14 protein-coding genes are annotated in these 18,256 nt (G+C 72.4%); 6 read left to right on the top strand and 8 right to left on the bottom strand.

The window, feature by feature from the left end; genetic code table 11:
* Positions 1-63 precede the first annotated feature (63 nt).
* The 4 genes from cimA to ACFZDA_RS33160 form a co-directional block, all read right to left on the bottom strand.
* On the bottom strand, positions 64-1,668 hold the full coding sequence (cimA, locus tag ACFZDA_RS33175) for a citramalate synthase (RefSeq protein WP_391088839.1): 1,605 nt from the start codon (positions 1,666-1,668) through the stop codon (positions 64-66).
* A 301-nt stretch (positions 1,669-1,969) separates the two neighbouring features.
* The gene (locus ACFZDA_RS33170) at positions 1,970-3,217 is read right to left on the bottom strand and encodes a TolB family protein (RefSeq protein ID WP_391088837.1); all 1,248 of its coding nucleotides are present in this window, start codon (positions 3,215-3,217) and stop codon (positions 1,970-1,972) included.
* Between the two features lie 165 nt (positions 3,218-3,382).
* Positions 3,383-4,471, bottom strand: coding sequence for a branched-chain amino acid aminotransferase (locus ACFZDA_RS33165; protein WP_391088835.1), 1,089 nt, complete (start codon positions 4,469-4,471; stop codon positions 3,383-3,385).
* Positions 4,472-4,713: 242 nt separating this feature from the next.
* Entirely contained in the window at positions 4,714-5,757 is a 1,044-nt protein-coding gene (locus ACFZDA_RS33160) for a 3-isopropylmalate dehydrogenase (protein ID WP_391088833.1), read from the bottom strand.
* Positions 5,758-5,913: 156 nt separating this feature from the next.
* Between ACFZDA_RS33160 and ACFZDA_RS33155 the strand changes: the two genes are divergently transcribed.
* On the top strand, positions 5,914-7,482 hold the full coding sequence (locus tag ACFZDA_RS33155) for a fibronectin type III domain-containing protein (protein WP_391088832.1): 1,569 nt from the start codon (positions 5,914-5,916) through the stop codon (positions 7,480-7,482).
* Between the two features lie 80 nt (positions 7,483-7,562).
* Here ACFZDA_RS33155 and ACFZDA_RS33150 read toward each other — a convergent pair whose 3' ends face one another.
* The 4 genes from ACFZDA_RS33150 to ACFZDA_RS33135 all read right to left on the bottom strand — a co-directional run bounded on the left by ACFZDA_RS33150 (position 7,563) and on the right by ACFZDA_RS33135 (position 11,190).
* Positions 7,563-7,694, bottom strand: coding sequence for a hypothetical protein (locus ACFZDA_RS33150; protein ID WP_010048656.1), 132 nt, complete (start codon positions 7,692-7,694; stop codon positions 7,563-7,565).
* A 246-nt stretch (positions 7,695-7,940) separates the two neighbouring features.
* Positions 7,941-8,483 carry a GNAT family N-acetyltransferase gene (locus ACFZDA_RS33145; RefSeq protein WP_391088830.1) on the bottom strand — a complete coding sequence of 181 codons (543 nt, stop codon included), beginning with the start codon at positions 8,481-8,483 and terminating at the stop codon, positions 7,941-7,943.
* Between the two features lie 74 nt (positions 8,484-8,557).
* The gene (gene pruA, locus ACFZDA_RS33140) at positions 8,558-10,189 is read right to left on the bottom strand and encodes an L-glutamate gamma-semialdehyde dehydrogenase (protein WP_391088829.1); all 1,632 of its coding nucleotides are present in this window, start codon (positions 10,187-10,189) and stop codon (positions 8,558-8,560) included.
* Positions 10,190-10,263: 74 nt separating this feature from the next.
* Positions 10,264-11,190 carry a proline dehydrogenase family protein gene (locus ACFZDA_RS33135; RefSeq protein WP_391088827.1) on the bottom strand — a complete coding sequence of 309 codons (927 nt, stop codon included), beginning with the start codon at positions 11,188-11,190 and terminating at the stop codon, positions 10,264-10,266.
* Between the two features lie 190 nt (positions 11,191-11,380).
* Here ACFZDA_RS33135 and ACFZDA_RS33130 point away from each other — a divergent pair, with 190 nt between their 5' ends.
* The 5 genes from ACFZDA_RS33130 to ACFZDA_RS33110 all read left to right on the top strand — a co-directional run bounded on the left by ACFZDA_RS33130 (position 11,381) and on the right by ACFZDA_RS33110 (position 18,125).
* Positions 11,381-13,144: a helix-turn-helix domain-containing protein gene (locus ACFZDA_RS33130; protein ID WP_391088825.1), complete on the top strand. Its 1,764-nt coding sequence runs from the start codon at positions 11,381-11,383 to the stop codon at positions 13,142-13,144.
* 80 nt (positions 13,145-13,224) lie between these two features.
* Positions 13,225-14,718, top strand: a complete 1,494-nt coding sequence (locus ACFZDA_RS33125) for an ABC transporter substrate-binding protein (RefSeq protein WP_391088823.1) — start codon at positions 13,225-13,227, stop codon at positions 14,716-14,718.
* Positions 14,718-16,478, top strand: a complete 1,761-nt coding sequence (locus tag ACFZDA_RS33120) for an ABC transporter permease subunit (RefSeq protein WP_391088821.1) — start codon at positions 14,718-14,720, stop codon at positions 16,476-16,478. The genes ACFZDA_RS33125 and ACFZDA_RS33120 overlap by 1 nt, the downstream gene beginning before the upstream one ends.
* Positions 16,468-17,448 (top strand): oligopeptide/dipeptide ABC transporter ATP-binding protein, encoded by a 981-nt coding sequence (locus tag ACFZDA_RS33115; RefSeq protein WP_391088819.1) that lies wholly within the window; start codon positions 16,468-16,470, stop codon positions 17,446-17,448. Before ACFZDA_RS33120 ends, ACFZDA_RS33115 begins: the two co-directional genes overlap by 11 nt.
* On the top strand, positions 17,445-18,125 hold the full coding sequence (locus ACFZDA_RS33110; RefSeq protein WP_391088817.1) for an ATP-binding cassette domain-containing protein: 681 nt from the start codon (positions 17,445-17,447) through the stop codon (positions 18,123-18,125). The genes ACFZDA_RS33115 and ACFZDA_RS33110 overlap by 4 nt, the downstream gene beginning before the upstream one ends.
* The last annotated feature ends 131 nt before the right edge of the window (positions 18,126-18,256 follow it).

The raw sequence follows: 18,256 nt of genomic DNA, 5'->3' as shown, positions 1-18,256 counted from the left end.
GGCGGTGACGGCACTGACGGCGACGGCACGGAAAGCACCGTCGCCGCCGGCCGCCCGGCCCGCCTACTCGGCCGGGCTCACTCCCGCCCGCAGCAGCCCGTAGGTGTACGCGTCCTCCAGGGCCTGCCAGCTCGCGGCGATGACGTTGTCGGCCACGCCCACCGTCGCCCACTCCCCCGTGCCGTCGGACGTGGAGATCAGCACGCGGGTCGTCGAGTTGGTGCCGTGCTTGCCCTCCAGGATGCGGACCTTGTAGTCCACCAGCTCCAGCTTGGCGAGCTGCGGGTAGATCTTCTCCAGGCCCACGCGCAGGGCCCGGTCCAGCGCGTTGACCGGGCCGTTGCCCTCGGCCGTGGCGACGATGCGCTCACCCTTGGCCCAGAGCTTGACCGTGGCCTCGTTGGCGTGGGAGCCGTCGGGCCGGTCCTCGACGATGGCGCGCCAGGACTCGACCTCGAAGTAGCGCAGCGGCTTGCCCTGGACCTCGGTGCGCAGGAGGATCTCGAAGCTCGCGTCGGCCGCCTCGTACGTGTAGCCCCGCAGTTCGCGTTCCTTCACCCGCTCGACCACCCGGCCGACCAGCTCGCGGTCGCCGCCGAGGTCGATGCCGAGTTCCTTGCCCTTGAGCTCGATGGAGGCGCGGCCGGCCATGTCGGAGACCAGCATCCGCATGGTGTTGCCGACCTGCTCGGGGTCGATGTGCTGGTACAGGTCCGGGTCGACCTTGATGGCCGAGGCGTGCAGGCCGGCCTTGTGCGCGAAGGCCGAGAGGCCCACGTAGGGCTGGTGCGTGGAGGGCGTGAGGTTGACGACCTCGGCGATCGCGTGGGAGATGCGCGTCATCTCGCGCAGCCGGCCCTCGGGCAGGACCCGCTTGCCGTACTTCAGCTCCAGGGCCGCCACGACCGGGAAGAGGTTGGCGTTGCCGACGCGTTCGCCGTAGCCGTTGGCCGTGCACTGGACGTGCGTCGCGCCGGCGTCGACGGCGGCCAGCGTGTTCGCCACCGCGCAGCCCGTGTCGTCCTGGGCGTGGATGCCGAGCCGGGCGCCGGTGTCGGCCAGGACGGTGCCGACGACCGCCTGGATCTGCGCCGGGAGCATGCCGCCGTTGGTGTCGCAGAGGACCACCACGTCCGCGCCGGCCTCCGAGGCGGTACGGACGACCGACTTCGCGTACTCGGGGTTCGCGCGGTAGCCGTCGAAGAAGTGCTCGCAGTCGACGAAGACCCGGCGGCCCTGCTCCCTGAGGAACGACACCGTGTCGCGGACCATCTCCAGGTTCTCGTCCAGGGTGGTGCGCAGGGCGAGCTCGACATGCCGGTCGTGGGACTTGGCGACCAGTGTGATCACCTCGGCACCCGACTCCAGCAGCGCCTTGACCTGCGGGTCCTCGGCCGCCTTCGCTCCCGCGCGGCGGGTAGCCCCGAACGCGACCAGCTGCGCGTGCCGGAAGTCGATCTCCTGCCGGGCGCGGGCGAAGAACTCGGTGTCCCGGGGGTTCGCGCCCGGCCAGCCGCCCTCGATGAAGCCGACGCCGAAGTCGTCCAGGTGCCGCGCGATGGCCAGCTTGTCCGCGACGGTGAGGTTGATGCCCTCCCGCTGGGCGCCGTCGCGCAGGGTGGTGTCGAAGACGTGGAAGGAATCGTCGAGCTCGCTGGTAGCGGTCATGGTGTCAAGGCTCCTGAGGATTTGGACTCGGTCGTACCGGAATGACCGGCTCCACCGCCCCCACATACTCCCTCGCGCTCTCGCTCCTGACTGCGGGTGGGCCAGAAATGCGAAAAACCCCTCGCGGGTGCGAGAGGTCTGCGCGCGGGTCGAGGACGACGGTGTCCGCCCGTACCTGGTCGTACGTGGCGGTCACTGCGGACCGGCGCGCCTGCTGCCAATAATCATGGCGAACGAGAGCACGGGGGCAGTCTGGCACAACCCCCGTGCCCGGCTCACGCCTGTCTCAGGATGCGGTCGGTCACTTCAGGTGACGGACGTAGATGTGCGAGCTGTCGTAGGTGTCGCCCGGGACGAGGTCGGGCGCGGAGCTGCCGAAGGCGACCCGTCGGCCGTGCCGGTCGATGACCGGGGCGGACACGCCCTGGTCGTTCGGCCCGCCCTGGGCGTCCGGGCTGGCGAGGACCGTGCGCCCGGTGCGCAGATCGCGGACGTAGGCGCGGGTGGTGTAGCTCGTGTCGCCCGGGTCGGCCGAGACGAAGGCCAGGTAGCGGTTGTCGGCGCTGAGCTGCGGATTCGCGGTGAAGGCGGCCGGGTCGACGGCGTCGATCCGGCGCAGCTCGCCCGTCTTCAGGTCGCGGATGAAGACGTTGTGTCCCTCGTTGGTGTCGCCCGGCGTGAGCCGCGAGTCGATCGAGTTGAACAGGGCGTACCGCCCGTCGGCGCTGACCTGCGGGAACTCGCTCTGCCCGGTGGACTTCACCCCGTCCGGCGCCCGGTCGGCCTGGAACAGCTCGCCGCTCGGCACGTCACGGACGTAGGCATCGCTCCAGTCGCCCGGGGCCGGGTGCGGGACGAAGAACTGGTAGGCGACGCGCTTGCCGTCGGCGCTGATGGACGGGTTGGTCGCGGCCGTCTTCCCGTCGCCGGCGGCGGGCACCTGGCTGACGCGGACGGCCTCGCCGCTGGTGCGGTCGACCCGGTAGACGCGCCCCCAGCCGTCGTCGGACGGCGTGAGATCCGAGCGCTGGGCGATGAAGGCGACGTAGCGGCCGTCGGCGCTGAGGGCGGGCTGCAGGCCGGAGTCGTAGCCCGTGTCGACGGTGTCCCTGATGCGCTGGAGCGCGCCGGTCCTCAGGTCCTTGACCCAGATGTGGCTGCGGCCGTCGTCGCCGCCGGCGGCGGCGAACGCCAGGTAGCGGCCGTCGCCGCTGAGGGCGACGTCGCCGACCGGGCCGACGTCCACCCCGGTACTGGCCGACCGGGTCGTGCCGGTCTTCAGGTCGCGTACGAAGGCGTCTGCGGCGCCGTCGGTGTCACCGGCGACGAGGTTGTCGGCGCTGGAGACGAAGGCCAGACGGCGGCCGTCGGCGCTGAGGCTCGGCCCGCCGGAGTCGCCGTTGCCCTCGGTGCCGTCCGGGGCGACGCTCGCCTTCTCGGTCCACGGCACCGCCTCGGCGGCGCTCGCGGGCGGTGCGGCGACGCCGCCGAGCGCGACGGCCAGGGCCACGCCGAGCGCGCCGGACGTGGCCCTCCTGGTGCTGGTCATGTGCTGCTCCCCCTGTGTCCCCGTTGAGGCTGCTCCCCCGGCCCCGCGCCGAGGGCGCCCCCCGAGCCAACAGCACCACGAGCCACAGGGTCAATCCGCCGTTTCGAGTACAACCCGGACAGGCGTTCAGGCGTCCGCGAGACACCCCCGGAGGGGGTGTGGAGCTCAGCCCAGCTGGTGCATCCAGCCGTGCTTGTCCTCCGCCGTGCCGCGCTGGATGTCGAGCAGGGCCCGGCGGAGCCGGAGGGTGACCTCGCCCGGCTCTCCCCCGCTCTGCTGCCACTGCGTCCCGGCCCGCTTCACCGTTCCGACCGGCGTGATCACCGCGGCCGTACCGCAGGCGAACACCTCCGTGAGCGACCCGTTCTCCGAGTCCCGCTGCCACTGGTCGACCGAGATCCGGCCCTCCTCGGCCTCGTACCCGAGGTCACGGGCGACGGCGAGCAGGGAGTCCCGGGTGACGCCCTCCAGGATGGAACCCGTGAGGGACGGTGTGACGATCTTGTCGCCGTACACGAAGTACAGGTTCATGCCGCCCAGTTCCTCGACCCATGTGTGCTCGACCGCGTCGAGGTAGCAGACCTGGTCGCAGCCCTTGGCCGCGGCCTCGGCCTGCGCCAGCAGGGAGGCCGCGTAGTTGCCGCCGGTCTTCGCGTCGCCCATGCCGCCGGGGACGGCGCGGACGCGGTCCTCGGAGACCCAAATGGAGACCGGCTTGACGCCGCCCGGGAAGTACGCGCCGGCCGGGGAGGCGATCACCAGGAACAGGTACTCGTTGGCCGGCTTCACACCCAGTCCGACCTCGGTCGCGATCATGAACGGGCGCAGATAGAGGGACTCCTCCCCGCCGTGCGCCGGCACCCACGCCTTGTCCTGCTTCACCAGCGCGTCGCACGCCTCGATGAACGTCTCGACCGGCAGCTCGGGCATCGCCAGCCGGCGCGCGGAGCTCTGGAAGCGCTCGGCGTTCTTCTCCGGACGGAACGTGGCGACCGAGCCATCGGGGCGGCGGTAGGCCTTCAGCCCCTCGAAGATCTCCTGCGCGTAGTGCAGGACCGTGGTGGCGGGGTCCAGGGAGATCGGCGCGTACGGCACAAGCTGGCCGTCGTGCCAGCCGCGGCCCTCCGTCCACTTGATCGTCACCATGTGGTCGGTGAAGTGGCGGCCGAACCCGGGGTTGGCCAGGATCGCTTCCCGGTCTGCGGCGGAGAGCGGGTTGGCGGACGGCTTGAGCTCGATCGTGGGCGTCGTCATGGGTGGAAGTCCTTCACCGGTTGTAGTGACGGGCCGCGCTCGGAACAGCTCTGACGGTGACCAGTGCTAGGACGTCCGAGCATTCCCGCGTTCCGCGGCCTCGCGTTCGATTATCGCCCGGGGGCGACGGCGGACGGAACGGGGTGAATGCGGCCGGTGGTCGATGGTGACACCCCGGCGGGAACATGCGGAAGCCGCCGGGTGCGGATGCGACCCGGCGGCTTGGGGCAAGCGGCGGCGGGTCAGCCGGCTACGCGTACGGCGAGCGCGTCGCCGATCTCCGCGGTGGAGCGGGCGGGCTTGCCGGTGCGCTCGGAGAGGTCGGCGGAGACCGCCTCGTCGATCCGGGCGGCCTCGGCCTCGTAGCCGAGGTGGCGCAGGAGCAGGGCGACGGACAGCACCGTGGCGGTCGGGTCGGCCTTGCCCTGGCCGGCGATGTCCGGGGCCGAGCCGTGCACGGGCTCGAACATCGAGGGGAACTCTCCGGACGGGTTGATGTTGCCGGAGGCCGCCACGCCGATGCCGCCGGAGACGGCCGCGGCGAGGTCGGTGATGATGTCGCCGAAGAGGTTGTCGGTGACGATCACGTCGAAGCGCTCGGGCTGGGTGACCAGGTAGATGGTCGCCGCGTCGACGTGCATGTACTCGGTGGTGACCTCGGGGAACTCCTCGGCCACCTTGTTGAAGATGTTCGTCCACAGGTGACCCGCGAAGGTCAGCACGTTGTTCTTGTGGATCAGCGCCAGTTTCTTGCGCGGGCGGGCCTGGGCACGCGCGAAGGCGTCGCGGACCACGCGCTCGACACCGAAGGCCGTGTTCACGGACACCTCGGTGGCGACCTCGTGCTCGGTGCCCTTGCGGATCGTGCCGCCGTTGCCGGTGTACGGACCCTCGGTGCCCTCGCGGACCACGACGAAGTCGATCTGCGGCTCGCCGGCGAGCGGGGTGGCGACACCCGACAGCAGCTTCGACGGGCGCAGGTTGACGTGGTGGTCGAAGGCGAAGCGGAGCTTGAGCAGGAAGCCGCGCTCCAGCACGCCGGACGGCACGCTCGGGTCGCCGATCGCGCCCAGCAGGATGGCGTCGTGCTTCTTCAGGGCGTCGAGGTCGGCGTCGGTGAGGGTCTCACCGGTGGCGTGGTAGCGCTTGGCGCCGAAGTCGTACTCCTTGGTCTCCAGCTTCACATCCTGCGGAAGGACGGCGGAGAGGACCTTCAGGCCTTCGGCCGCGACTTCCTGGCCGATGCCGTCACCGGGAATCACTGCGAGATTGATGCTGCGAGACATGCGGGCACCCTACTCCTCGTCCCATGGGATGACACAGGGTGTCCGAGATGCGGACAGGTGATACGGTCACCCGTCCGGGGGACCGCACTCGGCCGACGGTTTCCGTTCACCCGTACGTGGGACGGGCGTTGGCCTTCGCTGGGAAGTTGACCCGACATGGAGATCCCCCACTTCGGCATCCCGCCCGAGCTCGCACGCCGGATGAGCATGGCGGAACAGCACGAGTACCTGCGTACGCGACTGTCGCGGCGCCGCACGCTGGTGACGGCCGGCGCGGTCGCGGGCGGCCTGCTGACCGGCTGTTCCGGCTCCGGCCCGGGGAGCGGCACGGCGACCGGGAGCCCCGCGCCGGGCACGTCGAAGGCGCCCGGCTCCTACATCACCCCCTTCGGCCGCCATCTCGCCTTCGGCGCCGACCCGAAGACCCAGATGCGGATCTCCTGGCAGGTGCCGCTCGCGGTGAAGAAGCCGTACGTCCGGGTGGGTCTGCGCCCCGACGACCTCGGCCGCAGGATCGAGGCGGAGCTGCGCGACCTGCACACCCCGGAGCTGAAGGGCGTACGGCCGGCGGTCGACCAGTACTACCTGCACGCGGCGCTGGACGGCCTGCGCCCGGGCACGACGTACTACTACGGCGTCGGCCACGAGGGCTTCGACCCGGCGTCCCCGCGGCACCGGCCGACCGTCACGTCCTTCCGCACGGCCCCGGCGACCCCGCCCGAGCGGTTCGTGTTCACCGCGTTCGGCGACCAGGGCGTCGGCGAGGAGGCGGCCCTCAACGACCGTCTGCTGCTGCGCCGGAGTCCCGCCTTCCACCTGCACGCAGGCGACATCTGCTACGCCGACCCGACCGGCAAGGGCAAGGAGTCGGACGTCTTCGACGCCGGGCAGTGGGACCGGTTCCTGAAGCAGACCGAGCCGGTGGCCAGGTCGGTGCCGTGGATGGTGACGACCGGCAACCACGACATGGAGGCCTGGTACTCGCCGGACGGCTACGGCGGCCAACTCGCCCGGTTCTCCCTGCCGGACAGCGGCTTCGACGCGCGCACGGCACCGGGGGTGTACGCCTTCACGTACGGCAACGTCGGCGTGGTCGCGCTGGACGCGAACGACGTGTCGTACGAGATCCCGGCCAACTTCGGCTACACGGAGGGCAGGCAGACGAAGTGGCTGGACCGGAAGCTCGGCGAGTTGAGGTCCTCGAAGGACGTCGACTTCATCGTCGTCTTCTTCCACCACTGCGCGTACTCGACGTCCACACACGCCTCCGACGGCGGGGTGCGCGCCGAGTGGCTGCCGCTGTTCGCCGAGCACCAGGTGGACCTGGTGATCAACGGGCACAACCACGTCTACGAGCGGACCGACGCCATCCGGGGCGGCGAGGTGGGCAGGCCGGTGCCGGTCGGCGCGACGACGGATCCACGGCGGGACGGGATCGTCTACGTCACGGCCGGTGGCGGCGGCAAGGAGCTGTACGGCTTCCCCGACGGCGTGAAGGAGAGCTACGAGGGCAACACCGCCGACCACGAGTCGGTCAGCACCTTCCGGTGGACGAAGTCCCAGCACACCAAGGCGGAGTCGGCGCAGTGGTCGCGGGTGCGCTACCGCGGCTTCTCGTTCCTCTCCGTGGAGGCCGTGAGCGGCGCCGCGCCGACGCTGAAGGTGTCGGCGCTGGCGTCGAGCGGTGAGCGGATCGACCATTTCGAGGTGCGGCGCGGGGCGTGAGCCCCGCACCGCGCCTCGTCGGGTGCGGCTCCCGGACCAGGGGTGGTGCGGCTCGGTGACCGGTGAACTCGCTCGGTGACTCAGTGACCGGTGGATCCGCCGTTGTCCCTGCGGTCGAGGGCGCGCTGGAGCGCTGCGGCGGCGTTCTTGCGGTCGGACTCGCTCGTGCGGGACACGTGACGGACTCGGCGGCGGACGGTCGTCTCGGCCATGGGAAATCGACTCCTTCGACAGCGTGGAGCGCAACAGGGGATGCGAGACGCCGGATGGGGCGGGGAGCGGTGCCGCAGGGGTTGCCTGCACGGGGCCCGGCTCACGACCGCCATTCGCTTGGTCGAGCGAGACGTTCGGCTCCTACAAAACTAAGGGAGGCCGGAGCGTCTGTCTCCACAATTACTCGGACTTCCTACTATCTGAGACGGCGACCTCGGTCACACCGCGCTGACCTGCGGTGATTCCTAGAGCACATCTCCGTCGCGCCAGTCGAAGAGCAGTTCGTGCGCGGGGTCGAGCGGGCCGGCGAGGGCGGGCCGGACAAAGGTGCTGTCCTCTTCCTCCGGCAGCCTGACGACGCCGTCGCGCGGGCTGAGGGCATGCACCTGGCCGCGCCACGGCCGCCAGCCGCGCGAGGTGTAGAGCAGGGCGCCGTCGTCGCTGGCGGAGAGGGCGCCCAGGTCATACGCGCGGTCGATGACGCGTTCCAGCTCCGCCATGACCTGCCCGCCGAGGCCGGTGCGGCGGGCGTCGGCGCGGACGGCGACGTTCTCGACGTACCCGGCGCGCAGCCACCGGCCGCGGTGCCGCACCCGGCGCATCACGACCGCCCCGTGCGCGGCGAGCCCGGAGCCGTCGTGCACGAGGACGTGCAGGCCGCCGAGGCCGTGGTCCCAGTCCTCGTCGCCGAAGTCGCCGTCGAAGGCGGCGTCCAGCAGGGCCCGTACGGCGGCGAGTTCGGCGGGGGTGAGGTCGGCGGTGTGGGCGGTGCGCGCGCGGGTGGTCACCGCCCCAGTCTTCCCTGCGGACATGCCGACGGGCCAGGTCGTTTTCGTGACCCGGCCCGTCGGTGCCGCGGGGGTCAGCCCATGTGCGGGTAGGTGTAGTCGGTCGGCGGGACCAGCGTCTCCTTGATGGCGCGGGTCAGGGTCCAGCGCATCAGGTTCTGCGGGGCACCGGCCTTGTCGTTGGTGCCGGAGCCACGGCCGCCGCCGAAGGGCTGCTGGCCGACGACGGCGCCGGTCGACTTGTCGTTGATGTAGAAGTTGCCGGCCGCGTAGCGGAGCCTGTCCGCCGTGTAGGCCGCCGCCGCGCGGTCGTTCGCGATGACCGAGCCGGTCAGGGCGTAGTCGGAGACGGACTCCATCTGCGTCAGCATCTCGTCGTACTTGTCGTCCTCGTAGACGTGCACGGCGATGACCGGGCCGAAGTACTCGGTGCGGAAGACCTCGTTCTCCGGGTCGGTGCACTCGATGACGGTCGGGCGGACGAAGTAGCCGACCGAGTCGTCGTAGGAGCCGCCCGCCACGATCGTGCAGGAGGGGTCCTCCTGGGCGCGGTCGATGGCGGCCTTGTTCTTGGCGAAGGCGCGCTCGTCGATGACGGCGCCGATGAAGTTCGACAGGTCGGTGACGTCGCCCATCGCGATGCCGTCGACCTCGGCGGCCCACTCCTCCTTGAAGCCGGAGTTCCAGATCGAGGCGGGGATGTACGCCCGGGACGTGGCGCTGCACTTCTGGCCCTGGTACTCGAAGGCACCCCGGGTGAGCGCCGTCTTCAGGACGGCCGGGTCGGCGGACGGGTGGGCGACGAGGAAGTCCTTGCCGCCGGTCTCGCCGACCAGACGCGGGTAGGTGCGGTACTTCTCGATGTTGTTGCCGACCGTCTTCCACAGGTACTGGAAGGTCTTGGTCGAGCCGGTGAAGTGGATACCGGCGAGGTCGCGGTGCTCCAGGGCGACCTTGGAGACCTCGATGCCGTCACCGGTGACGAGGTTGATGACGCCCTTGGGCAGACCGGCCTCCTCCAGGAGCTGCATGAGCAGCACGGCGGCGTGGGTCTGCGTCGGGGACGGCTTCCAGACGACGACGTTGCCCATCAGGGCCGGGGCGGTCGGCAGGTTGCCCGCGATCGCGGTGAAGTTGAACGGCGTCACCGCGTAGACGAAGCCCTCCAGCGGGCGGTGGTCCAGACGGTTCCACACACCCGGGGAGTTGGCCGGGGGCTGCTCGGCCAGGAGCCTCCTGGCATAGGAGACGTTGAACCGCCAGAAGTCGATCAGCTCACAGGGCGTGTCGATCTCGGCCTGCTGGGCGGTCTTGGACTGGCCGAGCATCGTGGAGGCGGCGAGCGTCTCGCGCCAGGGGCCGGAGAGCAGTTCGGCGGCGCGCAGGATGATCGCCGCGCGGTCGTCGAAGGACATCGCGCGCCAGGCGGGCGCGGCGGCCAGGGCCGCGTCGACGGCGTCCCGGGCGTCCGCCTGCGTGGCGTTGCGGTACGTGCCGAGCACGGCCTGGTGGTTGTGCGGCTGGACGACCTTGAAGGCCTCACCGCCACCCATCCGCTTCTCGCCGCCGATGGTGCAGGGCAGGTCGACGGGGTTGTCGGCCAGCTCCTTCAGCCTGGCCTCCAGCCGGGCGCGCTCCGGCGAGCCGGGGGCGTAGCCGTGCACCGGCTCGTTGACGGGGGTGGGGACCTGGGTCACAGCGTCCATGTTTTCCGTAACTCCTTACTGAGCGGTGTTTCGGTCTCAGCCCTTGGCGGGCTGTCAGCCCTCGATGGGGGCTCTCAGCCCTTGGTGAGCATCGAGCGGGCGAAGAAGCGCAGGTTGGCCGGCTTCTCCGCGAGTCGGCGCATGAAGTAGCCGTACCAGTCGGTGCCGTACGCGGTGTACACGCGCATCCGGTGGCCCTCGCGGGCCAGCCGCAGGTGCTCCTCGGTGCGGATGCCGTAGAGCATCTGGAACTCGTACTCGTCGAGCTTTCGCCCGGCGCGGTGGGCGAGCTCCTGGCCGATGGCGATCAGGCGCGGGTCGTGGGACCCGATCATCGGGTACCCCTCCCCCTCCATCAACGTCCTGAGAATCCGAACGTATGCCCGATCAATCTCGTGTTGGCCCAGATACGCGACCGAGCCCGGCTCCTTGTACGCGCCCTTGACCAGGCGCACCCGGCTGCCGTTCGCGGCGAGGCGGCGGGCGTCGGACTCGGTGCGGAAGAGGTAGGCCTGGATGACGCAGCCGGTCTGCGGGAAGTCCTTCCGCAGTTCCTCGTGGATGGCGAACATCGAGTCGAGCGTGGTGTGGTCCTCGGCGTCCAGGGTGACGGTGGTGCCGATCTCGGCGGCGGCCTCGACGACCGGGCGGACGTTGGCGAGGGCCAGTTCGTGGCCGCCGTCCAGGGCCTGCCCGAACATCGACAGTTTCACGGACATCTCGGCGCGGGTGCCGAGCTCCAGCGGTTTCAGGCGGTCGATCAGCTCCAGGTAGGAGTCCCGCGCGGCGGCGGCCTGGGCGGGGTTGGTGATGTCCTCGCCGACGACGTCCATCGTCAGTTCCAGGCCCTGCTCGGTGAGCTCGCGGATGACCGGCACGACGTCGTCGACGTCCTCGCCCGCGATGAATCGGTCGACGACCTGTTTGGTCACCGGGGCCGCCGAAACCAGGTGTCGCATCCGGTCGCTGCGCGACGCGGCGAGAATCACGGGACCCAGCACGGGGCACCTCCAGAGCACAACCAACGGATGGCCGGACACCGGGCGGATGACGCTTCGGGTACGGCGCGGAGAACCACCGTGAAACCTAAGGATCCCCCCGATCGTCGGCCATCGACAGCTGTCACGCATCCGTGCCGCAGATCTCAGACAGATGTATGAAGGCGGGCCTGGAGTGCGGGACAATGCCTGGATGACGTCGGAACACAGGGATGACTACGAGGAGCTGGTCGACGAGATCTCGGAGCTGCTCGGGGCGCCCGCGACGCTGGAGAACCGGGACTTCGAGCTGATCGCCTTCGGCGCGTACGACAGTGAGGGCGACCTCGATCCGTCGGCCCTGGACCCCGTGCGCACCCGCTCGATCCTCACCCGCCGCTCGACGGCCGCCGTCCGGGCGTGGTTCGAGGGCTTCGGGATCACTCGCGCGACCGGCCCGGTCCGTATCCCGCCGACGCCGGAGGCCGGGGTGTACCGGGGCCGGATCTGCCTGCCCGTCCGCCACCGGGGCGTGGTGCACGGCTATGTCTGGCTGCTGGACGACGATCCCGGCCCGAGCGAACGCCAACTGTCCGCCGCCATGCAGGTCACGACCCGGATCGGGGCGCTGCTCGCGGACGAGGCGCAGCACGGCGCCGACCTCAGTCGCGAGCTGCGGGCCGTCCTCACGGCCGACCGCGACTGGCAGCGCGACATGGCGATCGCGGAACTGCGCACCGCCCTCGGCCCGCGCGCCGACGGCCTGCACACGGTGCTCTGCGTCGCCCCCTGGCCCACGGCCGACCCCGACGACGCCCCCTCGGTCCGCACGATGCCGGGCGCGACAGCCCTGTGCACCCTGCCGTGGGGGACCTCGTCCCAGTGCGTGGCCGTCCTGATCCGCCTGCGCTCGCCGGACGTACTGACCCCGGCGACGACAGCGGCGTCCCGCCTGCTGGAACGAGCATCCGGGGCGAGCACGCCGGGCGGCAGCACCGGGCGGGGCCCGACCGGCACGGCGCCGCGCGGAGCGGCGGGCGCGCCTTCGGGCGGGGCGGCGGGCGCGCCTTCGGGCGGGGCGGCGGGCGCGCCTTCGGGCGGAGCGGCCGGCACGGCATCGCGCGGAGCGGCCGGCACGGCATCGCGCGGACCAAGCGGCACGGCATCGCGCGGAGCGGCGGGCACTTGCCCGCCCGGAGCGACCGGCACGTCGGGCGCGGCGGCCGACACCACCTCCGGCGGACCGACCAGCGCCTCGTCCGGAGCCAGCGGCACCACCTCTGCCGGATCGGCCGGCGCCCCGGACGCAACGGCCGACACCACCCCCCGTGGACCGGCCGGCACCTCGCGCGGAGCGACCCGCAGCGCCTCGCGCGCAGTGGCCGGCGCTTCGGGCAGGCCGGACTCCGGCGCCCCTTCGTCCGGTGCGGGCGGCGTGACCCCGCACGGGCCGGCCGGCAGCCCGAGCGGTGCCCGGGCCGGACAGTCCGGAGCCTCTTCCCACGGGGCGGCCGGCGGTGCCTCGCGCGGAGCGGGGGGTCCCGCCGCCGGTCTCGCGACGCCCCGCTCCGGGCTCGCCGAGCTGGGGACCGCCTGGTGGGAGGCCTCGGCGGCGGCGCGGGCCGCGTTGGCCGAACCCCGGCTGGGGCCCGTCGCCGAGTGGGTGTCCATCGGGCCGTTCCGGCTGCTCACCGCGCTGCCGCCGGAGGTGGCCCGCGACCCGGCGGTGCACGCCCTGCTCTTCCCCGTCCACCGGGAGCTGGCCCGTACCGCCGAGGTCTACCTCGACTGTGCCGGACAGGCCGCCCGCGCCGCCGCCGAGCTGGGCATCCACCGCCAGACCCTGTACTACCGCCTGTCCCGGATCGAGAAGCTCACCGGCCTGGACCTGGACGACGGTGAGGACCGACTGCTCCTGCACATGGCGTTGAAGGGGGCCCGGCTCGCACAGGGGCACGACATCGGACCGTCCGGGTAAGGGCCCCTTCTGAAAACGATTGTCATCATGCTACGGTCATGGCGCTTCCGTCCTTTACCAGGCCTTGACCGAGGTGTCCCGTGCGCGTCCCCGCCCGTTTCGTCCCCTTCGCTGCCCTCGGCGCGGCTTCCGCCCTGCTCACGGGCTGCTTCTCCGGTGGGCAGCCGGCCACCGACGGCTCCGCTGCAGGGGGCAAGCGCGTACGCGTCGCGATGATGCAGCCACCGCGCTCGGGGCTGTCCCCGCTGTCGGACGACGCCTTCAAGCTGTCGCGCTGGTCGACCGCCGAGACCCTGGTGAAACTCGACGCGGACGGCGACGCAGAACCCGCACTGGCCACCGAGTGGACCCAGTCCGGCCGGAGCTGGACCTTCACCCTGCGCGACGGCGTCACCTTCCACGACGGGACGAAGCTCACCGCCGAAACCGTCGTCAACTCCCTCACCAAGGCGGCCTCCGCCGCCCCCAAGCCCCGCATCCTCGACGGCGTCGACCTGACCGCGAAGGCCGACGGCGACAAGGTCACCGTCACCACCGCCACCGAGGACCCCCTGGTCCCGCAGCGGCTCAGCTCCCCGCAGCTGTCGATCCTCTCCGCCAAGGCCTACCGGGGGAAGACCGTCAACCCCGTCGGCGCGGGCACCGGCCCCTTCGAGCTGACGAAGGTCAACGGCACCTCCTCCGCCGCCCTCGACCGCTACGACGGCTACTGGGGCAAGAAGGCCAAGGCCCCCGGCATCGACGTCCGGTTCGTGCCCGACGGCACCGCCCGGGCCGCCGCCCTGCGCAGCGGCGAGGCCGACATCGTCGAGGCGGTGCCGGTGTCACAGGCGGCGGTGCTGGACCAGGACCTGATCACCGAAGTGCCCATGCCGCGCACCAACACCCTGTACCTCAACACCGAGAAGGGCGTCTTCAAGGACGCGTCGGTGCGGGCGGCGGCCCGGGAGGCGATCGACGCCGAGTCGATCGTGAAGGGCGTCTACGAAGGGCGCGCCGACGTCGCCGAGGGTCTGCTCGGACCCGCCCTGCCGTGGGCGGCCGAGCTGCGGGAGCCGGTGAAGCGGGCCGAGGCCGGCGACCCGGCCGGCCGGACGATCACCATTGGCACCTTCACCGACCGCGCCGAGCTGCCCGAGGTCGCCGCCGCGCTGCAACAACAGCTGCAGAAGGCCGGGTTCAAGGTGAAGCTCGACGTCCGCGAGTACGCCAACATCGAGTCCGACGCGCTGGCGGGCGCGTTCGACGCGTTCATCCTCTCCCGCGCCACCGTCCTGGACTCCGGCGACCCGGCCGCCTACCTCTACAGCGACTTCGCCTCCGACGGCTCCTTCAACATCCCCCAGCTCGCCGACCCGGCCGTGGACAAGGCCCTGAGGAAGGCCGGCGAGACGCCGTCCGGCGACGCCCGGCGCAAGGCGGTCATCGCCGCCGAGGCCGCCGTACTCGGCACGGACGCGGCCGTGCCCATGCTGCACGAGCGCGTGATCCAGGGCGACGCCGCCGGCGTGACCGGCGCCGCCCACGACCCGCGCGAGCGGGAACTGGTCACGGCGGACACCTACGTCAAGTGATGGCCCGGATACGGCGGTTGGCGGACGCCGCCGCGCTGACCCGCCTCGTGTGCCTGATCGGCGTCCTGGCCGCCGTCGGCCTGCTGCCCTGGCTCTCCGGCCGGGACCCGGCGCTCGCCGTGCTGCGCGCCCGCTCCGCCGAGCAGGACCCGACGCGGGAAGCCCTTGACTCGGTACGACGGGACCTCGGTCTGGACGCCGGGCCCCTGTCCCTGCTCGGCGGCTGGGCCTCCGGCCTGCTGCGCGGCGACCTCGGCACCTCCTGGGTGTCGGGCACCGAGGTCCTGCCCTCGGTGGTCGCCGGGCTCCAGGTGTCACTGGCGCTGATGGGCGCCTCGCTCGGCCTGGCGCTGCTGGTGGCGTGCACGCTGGTCGCGCCGGTGCTGGTGCGGGGCCGCGCCTCGGCCGGGGCGTGGGCCGCGACGCTGGTCGCCGTACCCGAGTTCCTGCTGGCCACGGTCGTGCTGCTGGTGTTCGGGGTGTGGCTGGGGTGGCTGCCGACGTCGGGCTGGGCGGGGCCGGAGAACATGGTCCTGCCCGCCGTGGCCCTCGGCGTCCCCGGCGGCGGGCTGCTCGGCCGCCTGGTCGCGGACGCGCTGCCCGCCGTGCTCGACGAGCGGTGGGTGGAGCTGTGGCGGGGCGCCGGAGTGAGCCGGGCGCGGATCGCGGGAGCGGCGCTGCGCCGCGTCCTGCCGCCGCTGGTCCCGCAGTTCGGGATGGTCGCCGTGGGGCTCACCGGGGGCGCGGTCGCCGTGGAGACGGTCTTCGCCGTGCCGGGCATCGGCCGTACCGCGCTCGGCGCGGCCAAGTCACAGGACCTGCCGCTGCTCCAGGGCGCGGTGCTCGCGCTGCTCGCGCTCGGCCTGGTCACGGGCGCGCTGGCGGCGCTCGCCCGGCGGCGGCTGCTGGGCCCGGCCCTGCGGGACGCCTCGCTGGCGCTGCCCCCGGCACGGCCGGTGCGCGCCCATCCCGCGATCCCGTTGTCGCTGTTCACCGTCCTCGCCGTGACCATCGGCTGGGGCCTGCTGCGCGACCCGTACACCGTGAACACCACGGCCCGGCTGGCCGCGCCCTCCCGGACCCACCCGCTCGGCACCGACGGCCTCGGCCGTGACGTCCTCGCGCGCCTCGGCCACGGCGCCGCCTCCACCGTCGGCACGGCCGCGGCCGTCTGCCTGCTGAGCCTGCTGGTCGCACTCACCCTGGGCTTTCTGCCCCGGATCGCGCAGGGCGCGTCGGACATCGCCAACGCCCTGCCCCCGGTGATCGTCGGCATCCTGGTCGCGGCGGCCGTCGGCCCGGGCACCGGCGGCGCGGCCCTCGCGGTCGCGCTGATCTCCTGGCCGGCCCTGTCCGCGCACGCGGCGGCGCTGGTGCAGGAGGTGCGCGCCTCGGCGTTCCTGACCGCCCAACGAGCCATCGGGGCGAGCCCGTTGTGGATCCTCACCCGGCACGTCCTGCCGTCGGTGGCCGCTCCGGTCGCCCGCCATGCCCTGCTGCGCCTGCCCGGCATCGCCCTGGCCCTGGCCTCGCTGGGCTTCCTGGGGCTGGGCGCCCAGCCGCCCGCTCCCGAGTGGGGCCTGCTGCTCGACGAGTCCCGCGCCTACGTGGAACGCGCCCCGTGGGCGGCCCTCGCCCCGGCGGTGGCCCTGGCCCTGCTGGCCGGACTCGCGGTGTCGGGCGCGGCCCTCACACAGGGCCGGAGGATACGGCGCGTCACCCCGGGTCCCGTCAAGAAGGAGGCCCCCGTTGGAGTCTGAACCACTGCTGTCGGTAAGCGAGTTGCGGATCGCCTTCGACGGGGTCGAGGCCGTGCGCGGCCTGTCCTTCGACGTCCGGCCTCGCGAAGTGCTGGCGCTCGTCGGCGAGTCGGGAGCGGGCAAGTCCCTGACGGCCCGCGCACTCCTCGGCATGCTGCCGCGCGGCGCGACGACGAGCGGCACGATCGGCCCGGACCTCTCGGACCATCGCGGCCGGCGCATCTGCCTGGTCCCGCAGGACGCCCTGTCGGCCCTGTCGCCCGTGCACCGGGTGGGGGACCAACTCGCGGCCGCCGTACGGTCGGTGGCCGGGGTCTCCCGCAAGGAGGCGTGGGCCCGGGCGGTCGCGGCCCTGGACCGCGTCGGCATCCCGGACGCGGCCCGCAAGGCGCGGGCGTATCCGCACGAGTACTCCGGCGGGATGCGGCAGCGCGCGGTGATCGCCATGGCCACGATCAACGAACCGGACATCGTGGTCGCCGACGAACCCACCACCGCCCTCGACGAGGAGCGCCGTGACCAGGTGCTGCGGCTGCTCGCCGAGCAGCGGGAGGCGGTCGGCGCGGCGCTCGTCCTGGTCACGCACGACATGGACGCGGTCGCGGGCCATGCGGACCGGGTGCTGGTGATGTACGCCGGGCGTCTCAGCGAACTGGGCCCGGCGGAGGAGGTGCTGGCGCGTCCCCGCGCTCCCTACACGGCGGGTCTGCTGGCGTCCCTCCCGCAGCACGCGCCCCCGGGCCGCCGTCTCCCGGCCCTGCGCGGCACCCCGCCCGCCCCGGGCACGCTTCCGCCGGGCTGCGCCTTCGCCCCGCGCTGTCCCCTCGCCGCGGACGCCTGCCACACCGACGAGCCGGAGCCCCGGCCGGTGTCCGGACGCCTGGTCGCCTGCCATCGCTGGGAGGAACTCCCCCACCCGGCCACCGAGTTGTTCCTGAAGGAGATCCGCCCGGAGGGGCAGCCCGCATGACCGATCCCCTGCTCGACGTCCGTGACCTGGTCGTCCGCTACGGCTCGGTCACCGCCGTGGACGGCGTCTCCTTCGCCCTGGCCGCCGGCGAAACCCTCGCGCTGAACGGCCCGTCCGGCTGCGGCAAGTCCTCCACGGCCCTGGCGGTACTCCGGCTGCGCCGCCCCGCCGGCGGTGAAGTCCTCTTCGAGGGACGGGAGTTGACGTCCCTCACCGAACGCGAGCTGCGCCCGCTACGCCCGCGTATGCAGCCCGTCTTCCAGGACCCGTACGGCTCGCTGAGCCCCCGCCACCGCATCCGCGACGCCATCGCCGAACCACTGAAGGTCCAGGGACGCTGGGATCCCGCCGACGGCCCGGCCCGGGTCGCCGAACTCCTGGACCGGGTCGGCCTCGACCCGGCCTACGGCGACCGCCGGCCGCACGAGCTGTCCGGTGGCCAGTGCCAGCGCGCCGGCATCGCCCGCGCCCTGGCGTCCGAACCCCGGCTGCTGGTGCTCGACGAGCCGGTGTCGTCACTCGACCCGTCGGTACGCGCGGGCGTGCTGAACCTGCTCGCCGACCTCCAGGACGACCTGGGCCTCGGCTACCTGTTCATCTGCCACGACCGGGCCGTCGTACGGCACTTCGCGGACCGGGTGATCGAGATCCGTGAGGGCCGCGTCACGCCCCCTTGACGCCCTCGAGGACCTGGCGGCGTCGGACATGCCGCCGCCAGATACGGGAAAACGCCGGACGAGCCGATCAACTCAGCCCGTCCGGCGTGTGAAGACGAACCCGTTCGGGGCTAACGGGGGTCCCGGGGGCG

The organism is Streptomyces sp. NPDC007991 (genome assembly GCF_042958445.1).
Taxonomy (GTDB): Bacteria; Actinomycetota; Actinomycetes; order Streptomycetales; family Streptomycetaceae; genus Streptomyces.
Note: the sequence above shows the minus strand (reverse complement) of the source record. Positions and strands in the feature narration are given on the sequence as shown.